This window comes from Alkalicoccus luteus (assembly GCF_012034335.1).
GTDB classification, from domain to species: Bacteria; Bacillota; Bacilli; order Bacillales; family Salisediminibacteriaceae; genus Alkalicoccus; species Alkalicoccus luteus_A.
Genome location: NZ_JAATHJ010000013.1, coordinates 18,334 through 38,193, shown reverse-complemented (window position 1 = coordinate 38,193; position 19,860 = coordinate 18,334). Strand labels below are relative to the sequence as shown.

Below are 19,860 nucleotides of genomic sequence, written 5' to 3'. Positions count from 1 at the left end.
ATTATGTGCCGCCTTCATTACCATAAGGATCGCTTAATTGGCTCTGTCGCTCTTCCTGCACACGCTGATGTTCAGCTTCTGGATCTTGAATCATCGAAAGAAGACCCAGCAACGTATGCTGCGACAGTTCGCCTCCCAGTTTTTCAAACGCCTCAATCTCTTCACTCATCGTTCGAGGTAAGTTAGGTGTAAATATAATTTCAATATCATCCACATGATTTATGTTAATACTTGTTTTATCACGTGCAGTTTCTCCCATCCCGGAAAAAATGCGGTACCGTCGACGCATAGACTGACGGAATAGCCTTTCTTTTGCTGCCCTTACCTGCTCAAGCCCAAATAACTTATATTTCATCGCCTCTCCACTTTGCTGATTAGCAAAATGTGAATCGTTCAAGTTAGGTGTGTTTGTGAATTTATGAATGTCTGTTTCCAAGCGTTCTTTATAGCTCTCAACACCATTTACGTCATATTTCTTATAAATAAAGTCAGCATCAGCACTACCTTCTTTGCCATCTACATCTATAGGCGGCTTCAGAAGCATCAGGTTAGCACTTCTCTGTTTCTTCGCATCATCAACACTCATTTCAATGTTTCCGGTTATCTTGAGCAGCGCATCATTTAGATCCGTCATGTAGTTAGCGATATCAGACTGAGCACTGTCATATAAATCAATTAAGTTAAGAACAGGCTCAAAATCTCCTTGTCTGTAGCGATTGTTTCGATACTCATTTACCGGCACGGTTTGCCAGTAGTGCTTTCTCGTGTCTTCCTCTTTAAAATCGATATCTGTTGGATTATCGGACTTGTACTCTGTCTCTGAAGTAGCTGTATAGACAGTAGCAAAAAGCCGTCCTTGTCCGTTATCATCTCGATATTCAACATACCTTACGGCTGCTACAGGCCGCTTATCTACAGTAGTATCGTAAATGACAAATGTGTTTTTAGGATCTGAACGTGATACACGATTATTATCATCGAAATTCCGATAGAATAACTCGTAAGCTCTTCCAAATACACTGCAGTCCAGTATGAGATCACTATTTAGGCCTTCAGCGTCGTTTACTTGATCGTTTTTTCTAATTGATTCTTGTGTGGCTTTTGTAGTGTGTTCGACTCTAATTGGAACTCCAGCAAGGTAGCCTTGAATAAACGTACTAACATATCGAGCAAAGTTATGCGTTGCTCGGTGATCAGCGTCTTCAGGATTCTTACGCCGACTACTGCGCTTTAATATTTCACGGTTATCACCTTTATAGTAATCCTCCAGTTCAACCAACCGCGGCCGCTGAAAATCTCGATGGTGTTTAACCAATTGATTTAACTTTTTTAGAGTTAAGTCCTTCTCTGATACAACACGATAATCGTCATTCGCTTCTGGATGAAAACGGCTGTTGCTGCCTGAGTACCTGGAATGTCCCAATTCAAATTCATTTGTATCCACTTTCTCACCTCCTGATTAGAATTGAAATGATTTCATTGCGTTGTATGTGTCGTCAGACTTTGTTTTCTTTAAGTGGTAACGCTCCATGCTGTAGCGAAGAGCATCAATAATATGATTGTTTTTATCCACCGGTTTGTTTAACCAATTGCCCTCTTTATCCTGGTCAAAAATGTACGTGTTAAACTCCTCAATGGTATGTTCGCAGGTGGGATGGATGTATATTTTGAATCCTTGTAAAAATTGAATCCCCTGACGAATGCTGTCCTGCTTTTTAACCGCCTTATGAATCCTCCTCACCCCTTTCCTCCGAAGCTCTTCAATCGTCCTTGGATCGGAGTTATCAGCAGTTATACTGGCTTTCAACAACCCCTTATATTGGATCATGCTGTATATCTCATCAGTGAGCATGCCTTTTTCGTAATGCTCATCGTAAATCCATATCTCTTTGCTTTTGAGATCAACAGCTGCGCTCGGCAATGTAGTAGGATCATTTGTAAAGCCAAAGTCCATCCCATGTGTTGTTTCTTTCACCCGTTTTATGGTGTCTGTAATGTCGAAATCACATACTTCAAAGTTATCGAATACTAATCCTTCTGAGACGCCCCATTCTCCGTCACAAACGATTCTCGCTCGTCTAGGATTAGTGCGGTATAGATCTTCATAACGTTCTCTGTCGACCCGATCTAGCCACTCATTAACCCGGAATGTCGTTGTGATAGCAAACGTATCTTTAGATCGCGTCTCTTCGTCAAAAAACATCGCTTTCAGCCAATGCCTCTCACTCCAAGGATTAAAAGTGATCGTAATTTGCTTAAAGAAGTCTGGGCTTTCGTGGCTTCCACGAATCGATTCAATAACCGTCTGGAGCTTTTCTGCCGTCTCGATCTGATAAGCCTCTTCGACCCATAACCAACTAAGAATACCAACATCGACAGTAATCGACGTTATTTTCAATTCGTCATCTAATCCGCGGAACAATATTTTCTGACCTGTCGGCTTGTAAGTGATTTCCGGCATACTTTCGTTAAACTTAAATAAATGAGCGACACCCTGTTTGGATGCCGCCCATTTTAAATCTGTATAAGTGGATTGTTTGTTCGTATTCGAATAACGTCTAATTACCAAGAGATTAGCCCAGGGGTATTTCATTATACGTTGAATGAAATTGTGGGCTGTTGTCTTTGATTTCTTGCTGCCTCGAGAACCTTTCACAATTCGGTAAAACTGTTTATTATGCCAGAATCGATTGTATCCGCTGCCAATCAGCGTTTTTATGGATAACTCTTTTGTTTCAATCGTCATCTTCCGGAACATCCTCTTTAAATACCGGAGTGATATTTTCTATTTGTTGCTTTTCCGTCCACATGGCATATCGTTTGCCTAGCAGTTCAGCTGCTTTATTTACGTCACTGTTTTTCGTATCCAGTTGGACGGTCTCAACATATTCGTTATATACCTGCTTCTCTGTCGTTTTGCCTGAAGCAAGCTGGAGCTCTATCGTTTCTGCTTTTTTAACGATAACAGTTTCCATTTCCTTGTTCTCTCTTCGTAAGATACGAGTCAGTGTTTCAAGGATCTCCTGCTGATCGGCAATGCGTTCACTAGCCAATGCTTCTAGTCTTTTTTCTATATACTGAGAAATGTTAGGTTTTGTAAGGTTCTCAGCCCCGATAGCACGCGCTGTTTTACTGCTATAGCCCGCTTTTATTGCTGCTTCTGTGGCATTCCCTAGTTCAACATAGTAGTCAGCAAAGCGAATCTGTTTCTCACTCATCTTTTTCATATCACTTCACCCTCATTCCCCCTTTGTTTAGCTGCTCGATACAGGACTGAGCTCTATTTACTCTATTCATGCGCCCTGTAACCAATAGCCAAGAAAAAGCGCTTCTCATTTAAGAGAAACGCTTAAAAATCATTATTCTTAACTACTTGATGGATCACTTTACCGATTCGATTGATCATATCTTCATCCTGCTCTTCGAACCCCGCTTCATAAAAAATGGCATGAGTTAATTCGTGAAAAAACACATCTTCCTTTCGTTCATTGCTTATATATTCCATAATGCTTATTTCTGTTTTTGAATAGTCGCACGTACCTTGATAGTTCCGATCTGATTCAACTTCTACAAAAGGCTTCGTCTCCACTTTATAGACAAGGCCGCCTACTTTAACTTCTTTTGGTATTTTCATAACAGTTCCACCCTTACAAAATGGTATAATTTATACAGAAAGCGAGGTGATTAGATGTGACTCCACCTAAAAAATGTAACCCTAGTCCAAAAGTTAGTAAAGCTGGGAAAACGCTCTCCACAAGCAAATCCACAACCAGTAAATCAAAAGCAGGGAAAACTTTGGTTACGCACAAAGTAAAAAAACATTAGTTTGAAGAGGGCTAGTTAAATCTAGCTCTTTTATATTTTCAAAAAAATAGATGAATAAAAAAGCACCCCGTAGGATGCTAAATCTTTTCAAACAAGAAATGATACAATTCGATATTTTCAGAGCGATATGATTTTTGAACTCTTTGATGTGCACTTTTAGAATCGAAAATAATACTTGGCTCTTTCTCTGCTGTAAGCTCATCAAAATAAATCATTAGCTTCGATTCAATATTATGGACGTATTCGTGATCGATTTTTGTAATATCTTTTAAACGCCTTGTACTGATCATTAATTTATTATATTCGGTCTGGGTGTTAATACTTACCTGATGAACGACCTTATCTGTAAATAAATAGATGTCAGTATTCAAAAATGATTTATCCATAGTCCAATAATTCACCTTAGTCACTTTAATAGAATCAGCATCTATTAAATCGGTTAAGCTTTCAATTGTTGAATCGAAATTACGAAGCTCCATTTCCTTGAGCATATCTTTATAAGTCATCTTCTCACCTCCCTCCCATATACCCGTTCGACATATGGAAGAAGATTCCTGCAAAAAAGCGCCTGTCATTTAACAGACGCTCGATCATGCACCAGCGGATACCACTGCACTGCAATGAGTATCATGTCTATGGAGGGAGAGGAAGGACCTTGTAACTTAACCTGGCCGAACCTCCCCTCCAGTTTACCGATTTCAATTTTACAAACAAAGTTCCTGACATTCTCGATAATCCGACATATCCGACGTTTCCGACATATCTGACATTTGCGTTATGATATTTCCTTTTAACCGGGAGATGTGCTTGTCTGAGAGCCCCATATGCCTCCCGATCCAAGCAAGACTTTTTCCCTCCAAGAGCCAGTGCAATACTTCACACTCTCGTTGCTCCTGGACCCGGTGCATTCGATCTTGAATCGACTTCACTTTGCTTTCGTAGGTGTAGACGACATTCCATCTTTTTTCTCTGCGCTTTACTTCACGCAGTACTGGATCACTCTGCTTGCCTCCTTGTGCTTTAGGCATTCCGGCTTCTTCGCCATATTGAGCGGTCATATTCTCGCCAGCATCCTTCATGCTTTGTCTGAGAAGCTTGATGCTGTTTAACATCCAGTGATAATCTTTTAATGTACTTTCGATCTCCTTCTTATTCATAGTTAGCCCCTCCCAAGGTATCGCTATGGTATAATGACGGTGGGTCGACCGTCCTGAGAGGGGCGGTTTTTTTATATGCTGAATCCTATGAATATATCTTCTGTTATTTTTTCTTCGTCTCTGCAAAACCAAACGATTGTTTTATCCCTGCCCTGTTCATCAATCTCTTCATCAGTCATATACCTAACCAAATTTTTATCAAAAAATATAAGCGGTTCTGATTTATCTAGTTTTAATATCATTTCAAATTCTTCTAATATCTCGTCTAATCTAACATGCCCTTGTTCTTCATTACCTTCTGAATACCATTTTTCTTCATAATCATTAAACTTGAGCAGTGACGGTTCATGACAATTCTCAATAAGGTTTGCCGCTACATCTAAACCAAATTCTCGAACAACCTTAGATATTGCCTCTAAAGCTTCTTTAGAATCAATTTCTTTTATTAATTCCAAAATCTGATCTTCTAACTTATCCATTTTTTCCCCTCCCTTAAAACCAGGCCACTGTTACTAAAAATGCGGTAGCAGATGCGATGAACAGTCCTAAGCTGCTATGCTTGTGTTCATTAGTACTTTTTCTGTCGATACTCATGATCCCCGCAGCAAAGATGAATACCAGTAAAATGATTTGAAACGCAATTATCATAAATTTGCCCTCGCTCTCGCTACCCTCGGTCTGCGATCCGTCACCTGATGTTGGAGCAAGTATGCTTTCCTGCGGCGACTTAATAGCTTGTACCGCACAAATTGCGGGTATAGCACCTGCACTCTTTCTCTGATGTAGTCCCACACTTCCTTTGCGATTTCCATGAACCTTTCTTTAATGGCCATGAACAAATTGTGAATCGTTTTTCTAACCTCGTTAAATTCCGCATATGCTGCCCGTCGTACATACTTTAAGCTCTCTTCATTCCCCGTACGCTCTACATAGTTGAGTATCCTCTTAAACTGCTGAACCATCGATTCTGACCTGCTGAATCGTATGCCCTCTTCATAGACGCATTCAAATTTCATGCTATGCCTCCCTCACTTTCGGAATTTCCCAGTTTCCTTCTCTGAGCTTTTGCTTCGGTTTCGGTACAGCAGAACGATGACGGCGCTTGTATTCAGCAATTTCTGCTTCCTGATCCGGGCTCCACACTCTAGGTGGATAAAGCTGTTGTATCTCTTCTGGGCTAAGTGTGTATGTCTTTACATCCGCATCAAATTTCTTCACGTGCTTTTTGTAATTCACTTCAGATGGTGGTCTCATGTCTTACCCTCCATAGGTCTTTATTTCGGGTTCTGTTTCTTCTAAACGGTTTCTACTCGCTTCCGCTGTAAAACCTTGAGGATAACGTCTTTTTAGCTTCTCAATATTGCCTTCAGCAACGTCCGCTAAGTTTATTCCTGACACCCTAGCAATTTGTGAGAGATACCACAGAACGTCGCCAAGCTCTTTCTCTATCTCTTCTTTCGGGATATCATGACCGTGAAACTGTGATTTCTTAATCATGTCTGCGACTTCTCCAGCTTCACCTGTTAGACCTAATCCGTAGTTGATCAGTTCATTGTCGTGCGTATTAGCAGTACGGCTGGACAGTTCTTGATATTCGTTTAGGTTCATTTGGTTTGCTCCTTTGGATTATTATTAATTTAATCTCCTAATAGACCATCTATAATTTCATATGCATCTTGTCCATCGTCATTCTCTGTTTCTCCTAAAGGGTCATCATCTAAAAAAGCAACATAGCCTGTAGCGTATAAAGTCACGCAATCTTTGTGATAATATTTATCTTCGACTATTATCAATCTGTCATCCCATTCAAATTTTTCATTACACGCATTACATTCATCCATTCACTTCGCCCTCCTCAGATAAATGTCGATCATTCCACCTGTTCGCTAGTTCCTCGCGAGAGTCGTATAAAATAGTTCCAACCACTTCGCCCATGTGACTCGCTATTGGACATTTGTCGTTGTCTCTGTGATCGTGCTTGATATAAAAAGATAACCCACTCCAAGGATCTTGTTCGTATTCCGGATCATGGTCTCTGAAATTACCTTCATCGTCACTAATACCAATGACAGGAACTACCCCGCAAAAGGGACACGGTTTTAAATTTCCCACTCACTCGCCCTCCTTCATCTAATCTAATACGTACCCCAGGTCGAAATGTTCTTGTAAATCTTTCCTGGGAACACTCAACAAACTTTTTCCTTTTTTAATGTGAAAACTTTGATAGTCTTGATAATCTTCATGCACCACAATATAATTCGTTCCCCAGTCAAGATCGACAGGATATTGAAATTGAATCTTTTCCCCGTTAAAAGTGTAAACGCCTATTCTTTGGCTAGAATTAAGGCAGATAAAATTTAATCCATAAACCTTATTAACTGCTAAGATCATCAAGTCACTCTTTGATTTCCTGACAATTTCATTACCGATTTCTAAATATTGATTAACACGATCCATTGTTAGTAGATCCACTCACTTCGCCCTCCTCTTCGCCTGCTGCTTCTTATGCCCGTTGACTTGGTGATCTAAGATGTACCGGCGTCCCAACCATTCGATAGCAGTCGGGGTGCCGTTTTTCATTTTGATGACTTTGGGAATTTCGCTCATGCCTGTAGCTCCCGCTGATCCTTGATCCGTTCATACTCATGCCGTAGCTTGCTAATATGCAGCTTATGAAGCGGGGTGCCGTCCCTGGCTTCGTATATTTGTTTCCGATTCATTTCTTCTACTAGCTGCTGATGTTCTGCTATAAGTCCTAAATACACGTTCGTTCCTCCTCTCATGCTTCACCGAATAACTCATCTAGTTCCTTCTCAGCGTCCATGTGAGCTCGAAGGAGCAACTTTTCATACTTTTGAATCTTCTGGTGAGCGGGACTCTTAAAATCGCACAGGCGCTTTCTGAGCTCTGTATTTTCAAGTTCTAGTCGCTCGAACGATTTTTCGAGGTCATAATAGCTCGCTTTACAATGCAGCAAGCTCTCTTTTTCGGTTTCTAGTGCCTCGCATTTATCGAAAAGACGCTGCCTTGCTTCTTCCGCCTTTTGATATTCCTGATTAGCCTGTTCCAACTGATCTTCTAAATCCTTATAGTCATGCTGCAGTTGCTCTAACGCTTCGTTTGATCGGTTACGATCCTGACGAGCTTTATATAAATCCAGATTCGCGTTCACTAATGCCCACGGATCTTGATTATGGACTGCCTCTTTCATGACGCTGGAAAGCCATCCTGTATTAGCATGGAGTGTTTCTGCTTCCGGATTTAAGGTGCCTGCTGTTGGTGTGATCGTAGGTTTGTTCGATCGAGCTTGTTCTGCCACTGTTTCAGCAGCATTATTCAATACCGACTTTAACTCCGTTCCTGGTCTCATCTTGATTCCTCCTCACCCTAGTCGTTGTTGCTTACGCCGTTTGAGCTCTTCTCTCAATTTAGCGGCTTCTTTACGCTTTTCTTCTAGCTTCGCCTCATCTTCTTGCTCAGGCGGATCGGTCTGCTCTGGTTCCTTCATCCACTTCGGAACAGGGGTAACAGTCGGTTCTTGCTGCGGGTATGACCGTTTAGGCTTAGCACGCTCTTCTTTTACCTGCAGCGTCAATGTTGTGTACTTCTCACGCAATTTCTTAGGAGAAAGAATGTTTGATTTCCAGAAAGAATGTTTTTGAGTCCACTGAATCAGGTATTCAATCTGTTCTGTCGTTCGTTTATCTCTCTCCATCATCAATCGCATATCATTAGCCCAATTTTGCAAGTTAGGTTTTTTGAAGTTCTCATCGTTTTCTAAAATGTTTTCATATAGCTTATTAGCTAATTGAAAATAAACAGAAGATTCGTCGTAAGCTTGCTTAGGACTCTCTTTATCTTTATTTCTTTTACTTTCCTTTCCTTTACTTTCCTTTCCTTTGTTATTTTTTGTTATAACAGTGTTATCATTATTTGCATTTTTCATTTCATCATCCTTCTTAGATCCCCACCGTTTCGCCATTCCTTTCTTTCCTGCTTCGGATCGTTTGTTCTTCATTTCCTTGTATTTCTCTTTTCTTCTAAGCAAACTATTGCTCCAGAAATGAATATCGTCTGTATCAAATAACCCTTCTGATATACATGTGTTAATAACACTTTGTAACAGTGTTATATCAATGCTATAGCTAACTGCTATTCCTTTGATTTTCTTGTGATGGAGAACACTCTCTGAAGCTTCAAACATCATTTCTATCAAAGCCCAGTAGATACCATAACCCTCCCAACCGTGTTCGGCTCGAAGCATTAGTATCTTTTCGTCATTTCGAGCGTTTGCATCATGCGAAAAGTAGTAAGCTTCTTTTACCAAGAACAGACACCTACTTTCGTTTTAAAACTAATAATCAACCTCAGTTTTGATGATTAATATTCAAAATCCTCTTTTATAATTCGCTCTATTTCTTTTTCTAGACCCGTCATAGTTTTTATCATTTCAAAGACTTCAGCAGCCGCCGTGCTTGCATTCCGGTATATTTCTGAACCTGTGAACCTAATCACTTGATACCCCTGCTTCTGAAGCGATCGTCCGCGCTGTTTATCTCGAAGTGCTTGTTCTTTTGTCTTCTCATGAAATTCATGGCCGTCACATTCCACAATGAAATTATAGGGTTTATTCAAAGCTATAACTTTAATTAAAAAGTCTGCTCTATATGTTTTATTGCCTACTTCTATGGGTTTTTGAAGAAATAAATTAATCTGTAAAGAGGGATCGAAACTCGTATATTCTTTGATGAAATGATCTTCATGAGCAATTAATCTCATCATCATTAATTTTTCGATTGGAGACTCACACTTCCTAATTGCTAGTAACAACGCGGACTCATATTCCTCGACTATCGATGCCAATTCTTCTTTAATTTTTGGTTCGAGAGATGCTTTTGCTTGTGATAAAGAAACTCCATAATATTTCTCATAAAGGTTCATTTGGCTATCTCCTCCCTCGCGCACACGGCGCATAGCTGCTCACTGGCGACGGTCATCTCTCCGCATGTGGTGCAGTGGTTGACTTTCATGATTCGTCCTCCAGGATGTAGAATTTTCGTTCGTTCGCTCTAATGTCTATAGCGGAAAAAGCTAGACCTACATGACCGTAAGTGTTATTTCTAATCGAATTTCTTGCTCCATTTTTATCTACATATCTAACTTTCTTGCCTTCGTAATATGCCCTATACGCCTCCCACGGTTCCACTGGCTCCGGTTCAATGTCTGCTGCACAAAACCAAGCCGCACTGAATTGCTCGTCTGTCATTCCGTTCAAAGCATCACTTTGAACACTTCTAACCCACTGTCCATTCAAGGTGGTAGCTTTCATATTTTCAAAATCAAAATTATTCCTTCGCATTGTATTAATTGTCTCCTGCTGCTCTCGCGTCACCGTAATCTTTTTCATGCCTTCTCTCTCCTCTCGCATATTGCTGTCTGTCTTTTATAACCAGTCAGCTTCATTCTTGGATGTGCTTTTCGTAACCGCGCTTCTACAAATTCGGTGTACTTTTCGATGGTCCATTGATGCTCCCGCGCCATTTGAGAGTAGAGATCCGGGATAGGGAAGTGATATTTCATGGCATCATTACCATCCTTCCTGTGAGCTCCTGGATCTCTTTCTTAAACGCTGCTTCATTCGAGTTAGAATCAGATAAATGAAGCAACCATATTTCCTGCAACTGGGTTAAGTCATTTGCTTTCAGAAACTCTTTTACGTTCTCCAGGCTGAAATGAGATCGGATCAGTCGTTTTTTCATGCCTCTATGCACCCTGCCGGTCGCAATATTTTCGTTCAGGATTTCTAAGCTGTAATTACACTCCAGCAGGAGGTGTGTAAGCCCTTTAAACTTATAGCGAATGTAGTACGTATCTGTGGCGAACAGCACCTTTGCTCCGTTACTACTTGCTAACAGAAAGCCATATGGTTCTGATACATCGTGCTCTACATCAAACGGCAGGATTGTCCAGGTGCCGATTTGATACTGCTGCTTCGCTTTCACCGGCTTAATACGGTGTCCTGTTGCACCTAATGCGTCTGCTGTACCCTGCGACATGTAAATGTTAATGCCCGCCTTTGCAACGTCCGTGACGGCCTTACAGTGGTCCTGATGTTCATGAGAGATTAAGCAGCCTTTTATCTTGGTTGTCTGGAAGTTCAGTTTGCGGCGAATTTCTTTGTAGGGAATGCCTGCTTCCAGGAGCAGGGCCGTGCTGCCATCTGTGATGTGATAACAGTTGCCCTTACTCCCTGTCGCAAGCGTGGTGATCTCAATCATTAGAATCCTGGTCCTGAGCCCGCTTTTTGTTCTTGCCTCTCAAAATTTTCATAGGCTGCAGAATGATCACTTTCAGATTCAGGAGTAATATCAAGCGGTTCTGACTGTTCAGGGGCAGCACCCAATGCGATATCGAGCGTTTCAGAGTTCGCGTTTTCATTGATTTCCTGACGCGCCCTTGCTTCTTCCGCATTTTCTTCCGACTGGAAGAAGTGATTCATAACCAGTGAGCTATCATCTGAGCTATTCATAAACTTTTTGCAAGCCCGGTTAATGACCGTCTTTTTCGCCATTTCCTGTTTGAATTCATCGTGAGTCGAGCCTTTCTTTTCTTCCTTGGCATCTTTCGCCCAAAACTGTGCTTTGCTCCAAGCCTGCCGGATCTCTGCAATCGTCATAAGTTCCGTATACACGTTTCCTTCTGCCATCACGATCGTGCAATACGCCCCTACGATGTTGTCTTTATTGATGTTGCCAAATTTCTGCTTATGCTTGAGGTTCTGTATACGACCGTTGATGATCTCATAATCCACTTCGTCGCCTTCGTAAATCACAGCAGCATCGATTTCTTTAGCGCCGGTCACACGCTTTGTAACAGCCATGGTGCCAAAATAAGAACGTTGGAATGCGAGTGTCTTCCCATAGACAATGAAATATCCTTGTTTCTTAGCCGGGTTCAAACCTTGAACAACCATATCGAGAAGCGCATTAGCAATAGAATCTTTTGAGCAAACTTCCAATGCAGGTCGGTTACCATCGTTCTTGCTCGTTTTAATGTCCTGCAGCAAAAGCCAAGCTGATTTCATTGCATTCTCTGGGCTGTAACTAGGAGGAAAGTGGAGTTCTCCACTCTCCTGAAATTGCTTGACCTTCCCTGCTACTACATCGACAGTATCTTTCTTTACCAGTGCCAGTTCATTCGCCATATTAAACGGCCTCCTTCTGTTTAGCTGTTTCGAGTCGTAATTCTGAATCGCCCTCAGAGACGATCAGGCTGATCACTTGAGCGTCGATGTCAATCAAACGGGTTACGGCTTCTGCGTTATCGACGAAGATCGGTGCTGCAAACTGATAGTGCTCAGAAAGGGTGCTGATGATGTCTAGCCCTACGTTGATTCGAGCAGCGTTGTTTAGCCCTTTGCTGTAAGGGACACCTTCATAAAGCGTCTCGCAAATTTCTTTCACGCCTTCATTGATCTGCGTTTCAAAGAGCTTGAATCGAGCCATCTTAAACTTCTCGTTAATCCGACTTTCAAGCAGGTTCACTTTCGCTCGAATATATTTTTCAACCAGGAATAGCTTCTGCTCCCAAGCTTCATACTCTCTCGCAAGCTTTTCTTCTTCCTGTTCCAGTTCCTTAATGCGCGCCAGTGACTTTTCCTGCTGCTTAAATCCAGATAGCTTTTCCTCTTCTGCACGATAAGAAGCTTTAAGCTGCTGATGTTCTTGCTTCGCTTTGTTGATCGCTGCAGCAGCCGATTTTTTAAGCTCGCTGATCTGATTCTCAAGCTCCGTGATTTGGCTTTGCAGCTGCTGATACTCTTCTGTATCCTCTACTTTTGGTGATTGACTTTCTGCCTCTTTCAGTTTTGCTTGTAGGTGATCAACCTGGTGAGCAAGCTTATCTACGGTGTCGTTGAGATCGCCTAAATCTGCATACAGCTTCTCAATTTGCTCCTGTACTTCCTCAAGCTCCGCTTTCATTGCTTTACCAGACGCTGAAATCTGTTCAAGCTCTTCCGATTTACGCTGGTTAAACTCTGCTTTTCGCTGTTCGAAAGCCTGCAGTGCCTTTTCGTGAGCAGCGGCTACCTCTTCTGCTGGCAAGGACTGATTACAAGTTGGACACGTATCCTTGTTATGAGGCGTAAATTCTTCTGTGAACTCTCTATTATTCACTTCTGCCCACTGTTTGCGCAGGCGCTCCATTTTCGTTTGAATGCTCTCAGCTTCTTGAACCTTGCTATCGTACTGGTTCTTTTTCATCCGAAAATCATTCTCTAGCTGATCTCGCTTACTCTGCGCCTGATAGTAATCTGCTCGAAGGGATTTTGTGCTTTCTTGCACGGTTTGTTCATGCTGTGATTTCAGTTCGAGTAGCTCGGTCTGAAGCTCCACACGTTGCTTCTGCTTCTCAGCCGCTTCACCACCGCTCTTTAGTCGAGAAATCTCTTCTTCCTTCGTTTCGATATCCTGACCGATTGCCTGCAGTTCAAGCTCAATCTCTTCTCGATCCACTCCGTCCAGGTCTGGAAGCGAACGAGAGATTTCATCAATGCGCACTGGTAGAGACTTAATCTGATCGTTAATGAGCTTCTGCTTCTTTTTAATAATCGCCATGTAATCACTCGGTCCGTGCTTTTGAATATCGTCCGCAATCACCTGAAGCTCTTTATCAGAAGCTAGAATCTCTTCCTGTGATACACCGCCTGTGATCTCCATTAAGATGTCGCGCTTTTGAGTAGGCTTCAGGGCCTCATTAAAATAAGCCTGATTTGTGACAAGCTTGAATACATCTTCATCGACAATCTCACTGATCTTTTGCTTAAAATCCTTCGCCTTGACCGGGACTTCATCGATTTCAAAATCAGTTGTATGCCCTTCGAAACTGGACGTTAATGAACCACGCTTTTTCGTCCATTTCTCTTTAAACACTTTTTTCAATGAGAGAGCCTCATCATCCACATGAAAGATGGCTGACACTTCATGTTCAAGCTTGTGACGCTCATTTCCGTCAGCATCCACGGTCTTCAATTGAAAATCCTTTCGGTTATTCGAATCCTTATCAAACAGCAGCCACATCGTTGCATCAAACAGAGACGTTTTCCCTGTCGCATTATCACCAAATACGCGGACATTATCGCCATTAGCGATTAACTTAAAATCCTTGATGCCTTTAAAATTTCGTAAGTGCAGTTCCATCAGCTTGATTTGTTTCATTGTTATCCCTCCGTTGTGATTTAGGATGGGCTGTCGTATAATGAAAGTAAGTTCTAACAACAACCCCTTGGACTGATCAGCCCGCCAGCTGGTCGGTCTCTTTTTTTGTTTCTTCATCTGCTTTCTCTTGTAGCTGGTCATTTACTTTGGCAAACCGTTCAATGCAGTCACTAAGCTTATCTTCGAGCTTTACCATTTCTTCAATGATGTCCTGTGATTCTTGCGCTAATTGATCAATACTCATATTTGTACCTCCTCATATTCTGTGAGATCTAACACTCGTTCACTCAAACAGCCTTCGTTACAGAAATAATCACTTTCAAATTCAATCGCCCAACTACCTGGCTTAATGTCTCTACGACATTGCGCACATTCTTGTACAGGCTCATTTCGTGTCATACCTCAACCTCCTGTTACTAGGTAAATGACGGTGAATACAGATGGCGCAAATAGTGCTGCAATACATCCCATATCTTTTAAAAAATCCATGTCACCATCGCTCCCATCATCCGATTAATTGTTTCAATGACTGCCCCGGCCATTGCCGGATCTAAACCTGCGATTGCAATTACAGCCATATCTTTCGCATTCGTTAAATTCATCCAGCGCTTAAAATCATTTACATCAATTACTTGCTGATTGTTTTCCATTTTGACTACGGAACTTCTACTGCGGTGCATGAGTTGCGCCATCTTTTCTTGAGTCATCCCCGCTCGCTTTCGAGCTATCTTCATCACATCACCAAATCTCAACTCATCCGACTGCAATCGTTTCACCCCCCTTCATTTGTTCTTCTCAAGAACTGTTCTCTACAGTGGCAATATGAACCACTGCCTTACGATATGATTAAGGTAGTTGCTCAACCTTTTCCAACGAATCACCCATTAACATCGTTGGCTGGTTGTTCATCCACTCAATAATTCTCTCTTCGTGGAAAAAAATGCGGCGCCTGAATCGCATGTGAGGTATTTGCCCCTCCCGGCACATCGTGTATAGCGTTTCCTTACAAACACCCAGGTAAGCCGCAGTTTCAGCCACATCCCACGTTTTTCGCTCCATTTGCTCCTCTCCTTTCCAGGCGCTGTTTGAGCAGCGTCTGTATTATTTTGATTCAACAAAAGCGTCTAACAGAATGTTCGTGAATTTAACTTGTCCTTTTCCAGTGATAAGGGTAGTGAAGCTTTCCACATCGCCTTGGGATCTGCTCACTACCGTTGGCGAGATAACAAAGAGCCCCTGTTCAACGTAAGTCTGCTTAGGAACATTACGTTCGCGCCCTTTCTTCATGAAATAACCTTTTTCACGGAACCAAGCGAACATTCTGTTACGACCAATATTCACGCCATGTTTGTCATAGATCATCTTGGAAAAAGCGCCGATGTTGATTGCTCCATCTGAGTTTGATACTTGCTGACCAAAGCGGATATAAGGCAGATTTTGTTGTTTCTCAGCTTCCAGAGCTTCAATCTTCTGTTGCTGATAATCCATAGCCCGCTTGATTACCATTTCAGGATTGTTCCAACGCTTCTCGATCTCAATAAAATGTTGTCGCGCTTGCTTGCCTCTCTCATTTCTCTGCAGCATGGATATTTCTTTAGCCATGTCGAGTTTTAAGTGATGGTCGGTAGAAGGTCGGCCTCCAATACTTTCTCCCAGAATTGTGATAAAGTCCGACCCTTCATCGAAACCGTAGTCAGTCATTCTTTGAAACCAAGTTGTATAGCGGCTATTAACACCTAGAAATTCATGTAGCTCTCTGCCGCTAACAAGAATTTCTTCATTAGCCTCATCAGAAAATGTTTTGATAAGCTCTGACATTTAAATCACCCCTTCTTTCATTTCTGTTTTAGCAATGTTTTCTTCAAAAAAATACAGGTCTTCTTTAGAAATTTTCAAAGCATCTGCTATGATCGGAATATGATTAGCATCTAAAGCATAAACTCCATTCTCATACTTGAGCCAAGTAGAGGCGTTCTTCTTACCGATGCGCTCGGCCATCTCTTGCATTGATATATTCATTTTTTCGCGGCGTTGCTTAATAAGTTTCAAGTTAACTCGTTCCAACTTCCTCACCTCCAATTGCTGTTTTAGCAACTTTGTAACCTCAGTGTACATTGCTATTATAGAAATTGCAACCCCTAATATTGCTTTTTTAGAAATTGTTTTGTTTCCATAATAGAAAGGTGGTAGAATTAAATTGCTAAACATGAAATTAAGGAGACAAAACATTATGAGTTTAGGGGATCGCATCGTCCGGTTAAGAGAAAGGAAGTCGTGGTCGCAGCGAGAGCTAGCAAGCAGAGCAAATATAAATGTTAGTGTTTTGAACAGGATTGAAAAAGGAGAGCGTCCTGCTAGAGCAGATGAGATTTTAACAATCTCAAGACTATTAGATGTTTCTACTGATTATTTACTAAAAGGTGAAGAAAAACCGGACTATCGAGAGAAAGCAAAAGAAATTTTAGATGATCCTAATGCTCTTATTGCAGGTCGAGACGGTAATATAGATGCTGAGACAATGCTAAAAGCTATTGAAGAGATATTGAAAAAAAGGAATAAAGAATGAAATAAGCCTTTCTTTTTTCGCCTTATTCTGCCATATTGTAGGAGTAAGATAATTTTTATTCTTAAAAAGGGGTTGTCAGGTATGGCAAAAGAAGGAGAAGGTAAGGTGAAAAAGCCGTTCTACAAGCGATGGTGGTTTATTGTAGCCGTAGTTTTGGTAGTAATGGTAGCCGTTACAGGCGGGGATGATGAAGAAATCGCGGACGGTGATGATGGTAATAATAATTCTGTAGCTGATGCTGAGGAAAATACGAACAATAATGACGCAGATAATAATGATGAAGCTAATGAAGAAGAGAACTCTGCAAACAACGAAGAAGATGAGAGCAATAATAATTCATCAAATAATGAAGAAAACAATGGTAATAATGAAGAGGAAGCATTAGATGAAGATGGCGAAGCTCAAGATACTGTATCTATTGGCGAAGCTATTCAAGTAGGCGATGTAGAATATGTAATTAATAGTGTCGAAACTACTCAAGAAGTTGGAGATGAATTCTTATCTGAGTCTACTAACGATATCTTTATTGTAGTTAACGTATCCTCTGAGAATGTGGGAAATGATTCAGTGACTTTAAACTCCTCTGATTTGCAATTATTATTGGGTGAGAACACATATGACGCTGATTCTACTGCATCTATCTACGCTAATGAAGATGGAAATGGCCTGTTTTTAGAGTCTATTAACCCAGGTTCCTCTATCGATGCAAATGTTGTTTTTGATGTGAACCCAGAGATAGCCGAGGATCCAGAGCTACTCATCCAACTTCAACAAGGATTAATTTTTGCTGAAACTGGACTTGTTAGAATTAATGAATAAAGACTAGCCCTCCGGGGCTTTTCTTTTCAAATCAAAATCGAACATACGTTCTTAATTGGAGTTGATTATGTGTACTTGACTGACTTAGAGACATTTGTGAAGCGTATATATACTGAGGTTGATGATATCTCTATTAGAGGATTAAGTATTCATTTTAATATCAATATTACTTATCACGCTGGTGACCCCGCTATCGTTCATTATGATGGTTACACTACATTGTTATTAGATTTAAGATCAAATGACGCGCAACAATGGGAGAACTTTGCTCACGAACTAGGTCATGTGTTACGACACGGCAGCAATCAACGCGTTATGGCCGATCAATTCAGACAGTTACAAGAAGCCCAAGCAAATAATTTTATGTATCACCTTTGTATTCCCACTCATTTACTCTCAGATTTTGAATTAGCAGAAACAAAAGACGCAACAATACGCAAATTAGCTAAAGAATTTGGTGTCACGGTCCCGTTTGCACGTAAACGATGGGATATGTGGGAGCAAAGGTGTTTTGAACATGAGCTGATGGAACGAGACTATGAAACATTTAAAGCCCAATCTAATGTTGAATCACTCGATGAGCCGGTTATTACACCAATCACTCAGATACAGGTTGATCGAAACCCAGAAGGTTATCACTTAATCGATGTGTACGGCCAGGAATTCTATATTACTCATGCTGAGTATCAAGCATATCAATATATTTTATCGCTAGAGATTAAACCTGATCTTACCGTTAATCCATATGAGCTGGAGATTGAGTTTCGATCGTTTCTAAATACATTTACTAAAGATGACTATGAAATCATTTACTCATCATTCGGTGAATATTGAGAGGGGACTTATTTATGACTGAAAAGCATTGGGTACACGTTAATTCAACAAAAAGTCTGCACCTTAGTGCTACGAAAATGATGGTACCTTTTTATGACAGAATAGAACTTCGAGACAATGAATTGTTTGGATTACTGGAAGGTTATCGCATGGTGGATCTGGAGGAAGGCGAAGAACTATAACGTTCGTTATTCGAACATCGAAAGGAGATATATGCTTATATCGCATACTTAATAGTGAGGTGATATTGAATGGCTTATATTGAGAAACGTGGTAAAAACAAATACCGAATGAATGTCATTATTGGTTATACCGACGATGGCAAAAAAATAATGGAACGTAAAACTGTGAATGTGAGAAATGCGACCGAAGCAAAGAAAGCTCTTTCTGTATTTGAAGCAGAGGTCTTAGGAGGAAATTATATTCGTCCTGAGAATATTACATTGAAAAGCTTTTATCCTGAATGGTTAGAGAAATATGCTAAAGAGAAGTATGCTCCTGATTCTCTGCGGGATGCCGTAATGCATTTAAATAAACGTATCTTACCTAAATACGGAAATATGAAGCTAACAGATATTAAACCTATCCATGTAGTGAACTTAATGGAAGAAATGAAAAAACCGGGAGTAAGGATGGACGGTAAAGATGGATCTTTATCCATCAGCAGCATTCGGAATGTTCATAAGGCTTTCACTAGTATTATGCGATGTGCAGAAGAATGGGGCCTGATAAAAGAAAATCCTGTATCTGCAGTTAAGCCACCTCCTTCGAAGCGAGCTAGAACGAATGTTAATTATTCACCTGAAACGATTCGTCAATTAATAGAAGGAATTAAAACGGAGCCGTTAGAGAAACAGGTGTTATTCTGGATCGCATTTGTGACATCTGCTCGTGAGGGAGAGATTGCAGCACTTGAAGAAAGACATTTATTAAAAGAAGAAGGAGCTATTCGATTTGAGCAGTCATTAACAGAAGTGAAAGGAAAAGGCGTGCAGGTTAAGGGCATTAAAAATCACCTAGAGGGGGTTGCTGCAATCCCGTTAGAACTCATGAACATGATTGAAAGGCTTTTACGAGAAAAGAGAAAGCACAAAATGATGATGCGGAATCGTTGGGAGTATCCAGAAACGATCTTTCTTTTCAGCGACTTAACCGGGCGTCCGATCAGGCCAGATAGCATTAGCCAATGGTGGTCTCGTTTCATCAAACGAAAAGGAATTGAGAAAGTTCGCTTTCACGATCTGCGACACATATCAATCACGTATTTAATCGAAAAGAATGTGCCAATGAAATCGATTAGTGATCGAGCACGTCACAGCAACATTGGTACAACCATGAATATCTACGGTCACAAAATAGTAGAAGTCGATCGTGCAGCTGCCGATCAGTTTAACCACTTTTTTGAGGATAAATATGTGGATAAGTAAAATCCGCTCCCAAT

General features: G+C 41.0%; 30 protein-coding genes. 5 read left to right on the top strand and 25 right to left on the bottom strand.

All coding sequences use genetic code 11. The annotated features are described in order from the left end of the window. Nucleotide 1 precedes the first annotated feature (1 nt). The 25 genes from HCN83_RS10075 to HCN83_RS09955 form a co-directional block, all read right to left on the bottom strand. Complete coding sequence (locus tag HCN83_RS10075; RefSeq protein ID WP_168006888.1) at nucleotides 2-1,444, bottom strand: phage portal protein; 1,443 nt, start codon at nucleotides 1,442-1,444, stop codon at nucleotides 2-4. 15 nt (nucleotides 1,445-1,459) lie between these two features. Next, on the bottom strand, nucleotides 1,460-2,746 hold the full coding sequence (locus tag HCN83_RS10070) for a PBSX family phage terminase large subunit (RefSeq protein ID WP_205774592.1): 1,287 nt from the start codon (nucleotides 2,744-2,746) through the stop codon (nucleotides 1,460-1,462). Further along, nucleotides 2,736-3,227: a terminase small subunit gene (locus tag HCN83_RS10065; RefSeq protein ID WP_168006884.1), complete on the bottom strand. Its 492-nt coding sequence runs from the start codon at nucleotides 3,225-3,227 to the stop codon at nucleotides 2,736-2,738. Before HCN83_RS10065 ends, HCN83_RS10070 begins: the two co-directional genes overlap by 11 nt. Before the next feature lie 122 nt (nucleotides 3,228-3,349). Next, on the bottom strand, nucleotides 3,350-3,634 hold the full coding sequence (locus HCN83_RS10060; RefSeq protein ID WP_205774590.1) for a hypothetical protein: 285 nt from the start codon (nucleotides 3,632-3,634) through the stop codon (nucleotides 3,350-3,352). 268 nt (nucleotides 3,635-3,902) lie between these two features. Beyond that, a complete protein-coding gene (locus HCN83_RS10055) occupies nucleotides 3,903-4,331 on the bottom strand; it encodes a hypothetical protein (RefSeq protein WP_168006882.1) in 429 nt (142 codons plus the stop codon). Between the two features lie 198 nt (nucleotides 4,332-4,529). Continuing rightward, entirely contained in the window at nucleotides 4,530-4,982 is a 453-nt protein-coding gene (locus HCN83_RS10050; protein WP_168006881.1) for a helix-turn-helix transcriptional regulator, read from the bottom strand. 71 nt (nucleotides 4,983-5,053) lie between these two features. Then, a complete protein-coding gene (locus HCN83_RS10045) occupies nucleotides 5,054-5,461 on the bottom strand; it encodes a hypothetical protein (protein ID WP_168006879.1) in 408 nt (135 codons plus the stop codon). A 165-nt stretch (nucleotides 5,462-5,626) separates the two neighbouring features. Then, complete coding sequence (locus tag HCN83_RS10040; protein WP_168006877.1) at nucleotides 5,627-5,998, bottom strand: hypothetical protein; 372 nt, start codon at nucleotides 5,996-5,998, stop codon at nucleotides 5,627-5,629. A gap of 1 nt (nucleotide 5,999) precedes the next feature. Beyond that, entirely contained in the window at nucleotides 6,000-6,236 is a 237-nt protein-coding gene (locus tag HCN83_RS10035) for a hypothetical protein (protein ID WP_168006876.1), read from the bottom strand. A gap of 3 nt (nucleotides 6,237-6,239) precedes the next feature. Then, nucleotides 6,240-6,590: a nucleoside triphosphate pyrophosphohydrolase family protein gene (locus HCN83_RS10030; RefSeq protein WP_168006874.1), complete on the bottom strand. Its 351-nt coding sequence runs from the start codon at nucleotides 6,588-6,590 to the stop codon at nucleotides 6,240-6,242. Nucleotides 6,591-6,619: 29 nt separating this feature from the next. After that, nucleotides 6,620-6,823, bottom strand: a complete 204-nt coding sequence (locus HCN83_RS10025; RefSeq protein WP_168006872.1) for a hypothetical protein — start codon at nucleotides 6,821-6,823, stop codon at nucleotides 6,620-6,622. Nucleotides 6,824-7,112: 289 nt separating this feature from the next. Beyond that, on the bottom strand, nucleotides 7,113-7,454 hold the full coding sequence (locus HCN83_RS10020) for a hypothetical protein (RefSeq protein ID WP_168006870.1): 342 nt from the start codon (nucleotides 7,452-7,454) through the stop codon (nucleotides 7,113-7,115). A 131-nt stretch (nucleotides 7,455-7,585) separates the two neighbouring features. Then, a complete protein-coding gene (locus tag HCN83_RS10015; protein WP_168006868.1) occupies nucleotides 7,586-7,747 on the bottom strand; it encodes a hypothetical protein in 162 nt (53 codons plus the stop codon). A 14-nt stretch (nucleotides 7,748-7,761) separates the two neighbouring features. Further along, the gene (locus HCN83_RS10010; RefSeq protein WP_168006866.1) at nucleotides 7,762-8,352 is read right to left on the bottom strand and encodes a hypothetical protein; all 591 of its coding nucleotides are present in this window, start codon (nucleotides 8,350-8,352) and stop codon (nucleotides 7,762-7,764) included. A 12-nt stretch (nucleotides 8,353-8,364) separates the two neighbouring features. Continuing rightward, nucleotides 8,365-9,309 carry a DUF4373 domain-containing protein gene (locus HCN83_RS10005; protein ID WP_168006864.1) on the bottom strand — a complete coding sequence of 315 codons (945 nt, stop codon included), beginning with the start codon at nucleotides 9,307-9,309 and terminating at the stop codon, nucleotides 8,365-8,367. A 53-nt stretch (nucleotides 9,310-9,362) separates the two neighbouring features. Next, on the bottom strand, nucleotides 9,363-9,923 hold the full coding sequence (locus HCN83_RS10000) for an endonuclease domain-containing protein (RefSeq protein WP_205774588.1): 561 nt from the start codon (nucleotides 9,921-9,923) through the stop codon (nucleotides 9,363-9,365). 85 nt (nucleotides 9,924-10,008) lie between these two features. After that, nucleotides 10,009-10,389, bottom strand: a complete 381-nt coding sequence (locus tag HCN83_RS09995) for a hypothetical protein (RefSeq protein WP_168006862.1) — start codon at nucleotides 10,387-10,389, stop codon at nucleotides 10,009-10,011. Between the two features lie 169 nt (nucleotides 10,390-10,558). Further along, on the bottom strand, nucleotides 10,559-11,260 hold the full coding sequence (locus HCN83_RS09990; RefSeq protein WP_168006860.1) for an MBL fold metallo-hydrolase: 702 nt from the start codon (nucleotides 11,258-11,260) through the stop codon (nucleotides 10,559-10,561). Then, nucleotides 11,260-12,186, bottom strand: coding sequence for a recombinase RecT (locus HCN83_RS09985; protein WP_168006858.1), 927 nt, complete (start codon nucleotides 12,184-12,186; stop codon nucleotides 11,260-11,262). The genes HCN83_RS09990 and HCN83_RS09985 overlap by 1 nt, the downstream gene beginning before the upstream one ends. 1 nt (nucleotide 12,187) lies before the next feature. Further along, nucleotides 12,188-14,200 (bottom strand): hypothetical protein, encoded by a 2,013-nt coding sequence (locus tag HCN83_RS09980; RefSeq protein ID WP_168006856.1) that lies wholly within the window; start codon nucleotides 14,198-14,200, stop codon nucleotides 12,188-12,190. Between the two features lie 76 nt (nucleotides 14,201-14,276). Then, the gene (locus HCN83_RS09975; protein WP_168006854.1) at nucleotides 14,277-14,444 is read right to left on the bottom strand and encodes a hypothetical protein; all 168 of its coding nucleotides are present in this window, start codon (nucleotides 14,442-14,444) and stop codon (nucleotides 14,277-14,279) included. 232 nt (nucleotides 14,445-14,676) lie between these two features. After that, nucleotides 14,677-14,976, bottom strand: a complete 300-nt coding sequence (locus tag HCN83_RS09970) for a helix-turn-helix domain-containing protein (RefSeq protein WP_168006852.1) — start codon at nucleotides 14,974-14,976, stop codon at nucleotides 14,677-14,679. Nucleotides 14,977-15,046: 70 nt separating this feature from the next. Continuing rightward, a complete protein-coding gene (locus tag HCN83_RS09965) occupies nucleotides 15,047-15,259 on the bottom strand; it encodes a helix-turn-helix domain-containing protein (protein WP_168006850.1) in 213 nt (70 codons plus the stop codon). Between the two features lie 42 nt (nucleotides 15,260-15,301). After that, nucleotides 15,302-16,018: an antA/AntB antirepressor family protein gene (locus HCN83_RS09960; protein WP_168006848.1), complete on the bottom strand. Its 717-nt coding sequence runs from the start codon at nucleotides 16,016-16,018 to the stop codon at nucleotides 15,302-15,304. Continuing rightward, complete coding sequence (locus tag HCN83_RS09955; protein WP_168006846.1) at nucleotides 16,019-16,264, bottom strand: helix-turn-helix domain-containing protein; 246 nt, start codon at nucleotides 16,262-16,264, stop codon at nucleotides 16,019-16,021. 166 nt (nucleotides 16,265-16,430) lie between these two features. Here HCN83_RS09955 and HCN83_RS09950 point away from each other — a divergent pair, with 166 nt between their 5' ends. The 5 genes from HCN83_RS09950 to HCN83_RS09930 all read left to right on the top strand — a co-directional run bounded on the left by HCN83_RS09950 (nucleotide 16,431) and on the right by HCN83_RS09930 (nucleotide 19,846). After that, on the top strand, nucleotides 16,431-16,766 hold the full coding sequence (locus tag HCN83_RS09950) for a helix-turn-helix domain-containing protein (RefSeq protein WP_168006844.1): 336 nt from the start codon (nucleotides 16,431-16,433) through the stop codon (nucleotides 16,764-16,766). 81 nt (nucleotides 16,767-16,847) lie between these two features. Beyond that, entirely contained in the window at nucleotides 16,848-17,585 is a 738-nt protein-coding gene (locus HCN83_RS09945) for a DUF4352 domain-containing protein (protein ID WP_168006842.1), read from the top strand. Nucleotides 17,586-17,654: 69 nt separating this feature from the next. Next, nucleotides 17,655-18,419: an ImmA/IrrE family metallo-endopeptidase gene (locus HCN83_RS09940; protein WP_168006840.1), complete on the top strand. Its 765-nt coding sequence runs from the start codon at nucleotides 17,655-17,657 to the stop codon at nucleotides 18,417-18,419. A 14-nt stretch (nucleotides 18,420-18,433) separates the two neighbouring features. After that, nucleotides 18,434-18,601, top strand: coding sequence for a hypothetical protein (locus tag HCN83_RS09935; protein WP_168006838.1), 168 nt, complete (start codon nucleotides 18,434-18,436; stop codon nucleotides 18,599-18,601). A 69-nt stretch (nucleotides 18,602-18,670) separates the two neighbouring features. Next, nucleotides 18,671-19,846 carry a tyrosine-type recombinase/integrase gene (locus HCN83_RS09930; protein ID WP_168006836.1) on the top strand — a complete coding sequence of 392 codons (1,176 nt, stop codon included), beginning with the start codon at nucleotides 18,671-18,673 and terminating at the stop codon, nucleotides 19,844-19,846. The last annotated feature ends 14 nt before the right edge of the window (nucleotides 19,847-19,860 follow it).

Bases quoted from the DNA above. Each gene is read 5' to 3' on its own strand.
- HCN83_RS10030 (WP_168006874.1), bottom strand. From the start codon at position 6,590: ATGAACCTAAACGAATATCAAGAACTGTCCAGCCGTACTGCTAATACG.
- HCN83_RS09950 (WP_168006844.1), top strand. From the start codon at position 16,431: ATGAGTTTAGGGGATCGCATCGTCCGGTTAAGAGAAAGGAAGTCGTGG.
- HCN83_RS09975 (WP_168006854.1), bottom strand. From the start codon at position 14,444: ATGAGTATTGATCAATTAGCGCAAGAATCACAGGACATCATTGAAGAA.
- HCN83_RS10065 (WP_168006884.1), bottom strand. From the start codon at position 3,227: ATGAAAAAGATGAGTGAGAAACAGATTCGCTTTGCTGACTACTATGTT.
- HCN83_RS09930 (WP_168006836.1), top strand. From the start codon at position 18,671: ATGGCTTATATTGAGAAACGTGGTAAAAACAAATACCGAATGAATGTC.
- HCN83_RS10025 (WP_168006872.1), bottom strand. From the start codon at position 6,823: ATGGATGAATGTAATGCGTGTAATGAAAAATTTGAATGGGATGACAGA.
- HCN83_RS10045 (WP_168006879.1), bottom strand. From the start codon at position 5,461: ATGGATAAGTTAGAAGATCAGATTTTGGAATTAATAAAAGAAATTGAT.
- HCN83_RS09985 (WP_168006858.1), bottom strand. From the start codon at position 12,186: ATGGCGAATGAACTGGCACTGGTAAAGAAAGATACTGTCGATGTAGTA.
- HCN83_RS09995 (WP_168006862.1), bottom strand. From the start codon at position 10,389: ATGAAAAAGATTACGGTGACGCGAGAGCAGCAGGAGACAATTAATACA.
- HCN83_RS10055 (WP_168006882.1), bottom strand. From the start codon at position 4,331: ATGACTTATAAAGATATGCTCAAGGAAATGGAGCTTCGTAATTTCGAT.
- HCN83_RS09960 (WP_168006848.1), bottom strand. From the start codon at position 16,018: ATGTCAGAGCTTATCAAAACATTTTCTGATGAGGCTAATGAAGAAATT.
- HCN83_RS10070 (WP_205774592.1), bottom strand. From the start codon at position 2,746: ATGACGATTGAAACAAAAGAGTTATCCATAAAAACGCTGATTGGCAGC.
- HCN83_RS10010 (WP_168006866.1), bottom strand. From the start codon at position 8,352: ATGAGACCAGGAACGGAGTTAAAGTCGGTATTGAATAATGCTGCTGAA.
- HCN83_RS09990 (WP_168006860.1), bottom strand. From the start codon at position 11,260: ATGATTGAGATCACCACGCTTGCGACAGGGAGTAAGGGCAACTGTTAT.
- HCN83_RS09965 (WP_168006850.1), bottom strand. From the start codon at position 15,259: ATGGAGCGAAAAACGTGGGATGTGGCTGAAACTGCGGCTTACCTGGGT.
- HCN83_RS10000 (WP_205774588.1), bottom strand. From the start codon at position 9,923: ATGAACCTTTATGAGAAATATTATGGAGTTTCTTTATCACAAGCAAAA.
- HCN83_RS10050 (WP_168006881.1), bottom strand. From the start codon at position 4,982: ATGAATAAGAAGGAGATCGAAAGTACATTAAAAGATTATCACTGGATG.
- HCN83_RS10040 (WP_168006877.1), bottom strand. From the start codon at position 5,998: ATGAAATTTGAATGCGTCTATGAAGAGGGCATACGATTCAGCAGGTCA.
- HCN83_RS09980 (WP_168006856.1), bottom strand. From the start codon at position 14,200: ATGAAACAAATCAAGCTGATGGAACTGCACTTACGAAATTTTAAAGGC.
- HCN83_RS09935 (WP_168006838.1), top strand. From the start codon at position 18,434: ATGACTGAAAAGCATTGGGTACACGTTAATTCAACAAAAAGTCTGCAC.
- HCN83_RS10035 (WP_168006876.1), bottom strand. From the start codon at position 6,236: ATGAGACCACCATCTGAAGTGAATTACAAAAAGCACGTGAAGAAATTT.
- HCN83_RS09945 (WP_168006842.1), top strand. From the start codon at position 16,848: ATGGCAAAAGAAGGAGAAGGTAAGGTGAAAAAGCCGTTCTACAAGCGA.
- HCN83_RS10060 (WP_205774590.1), bottom strand. From the start codon at position 3,634: ATGAAAATACCAAAAGAAGTTAAAGTAGGCGGCCTTGTCTATAAAGTG.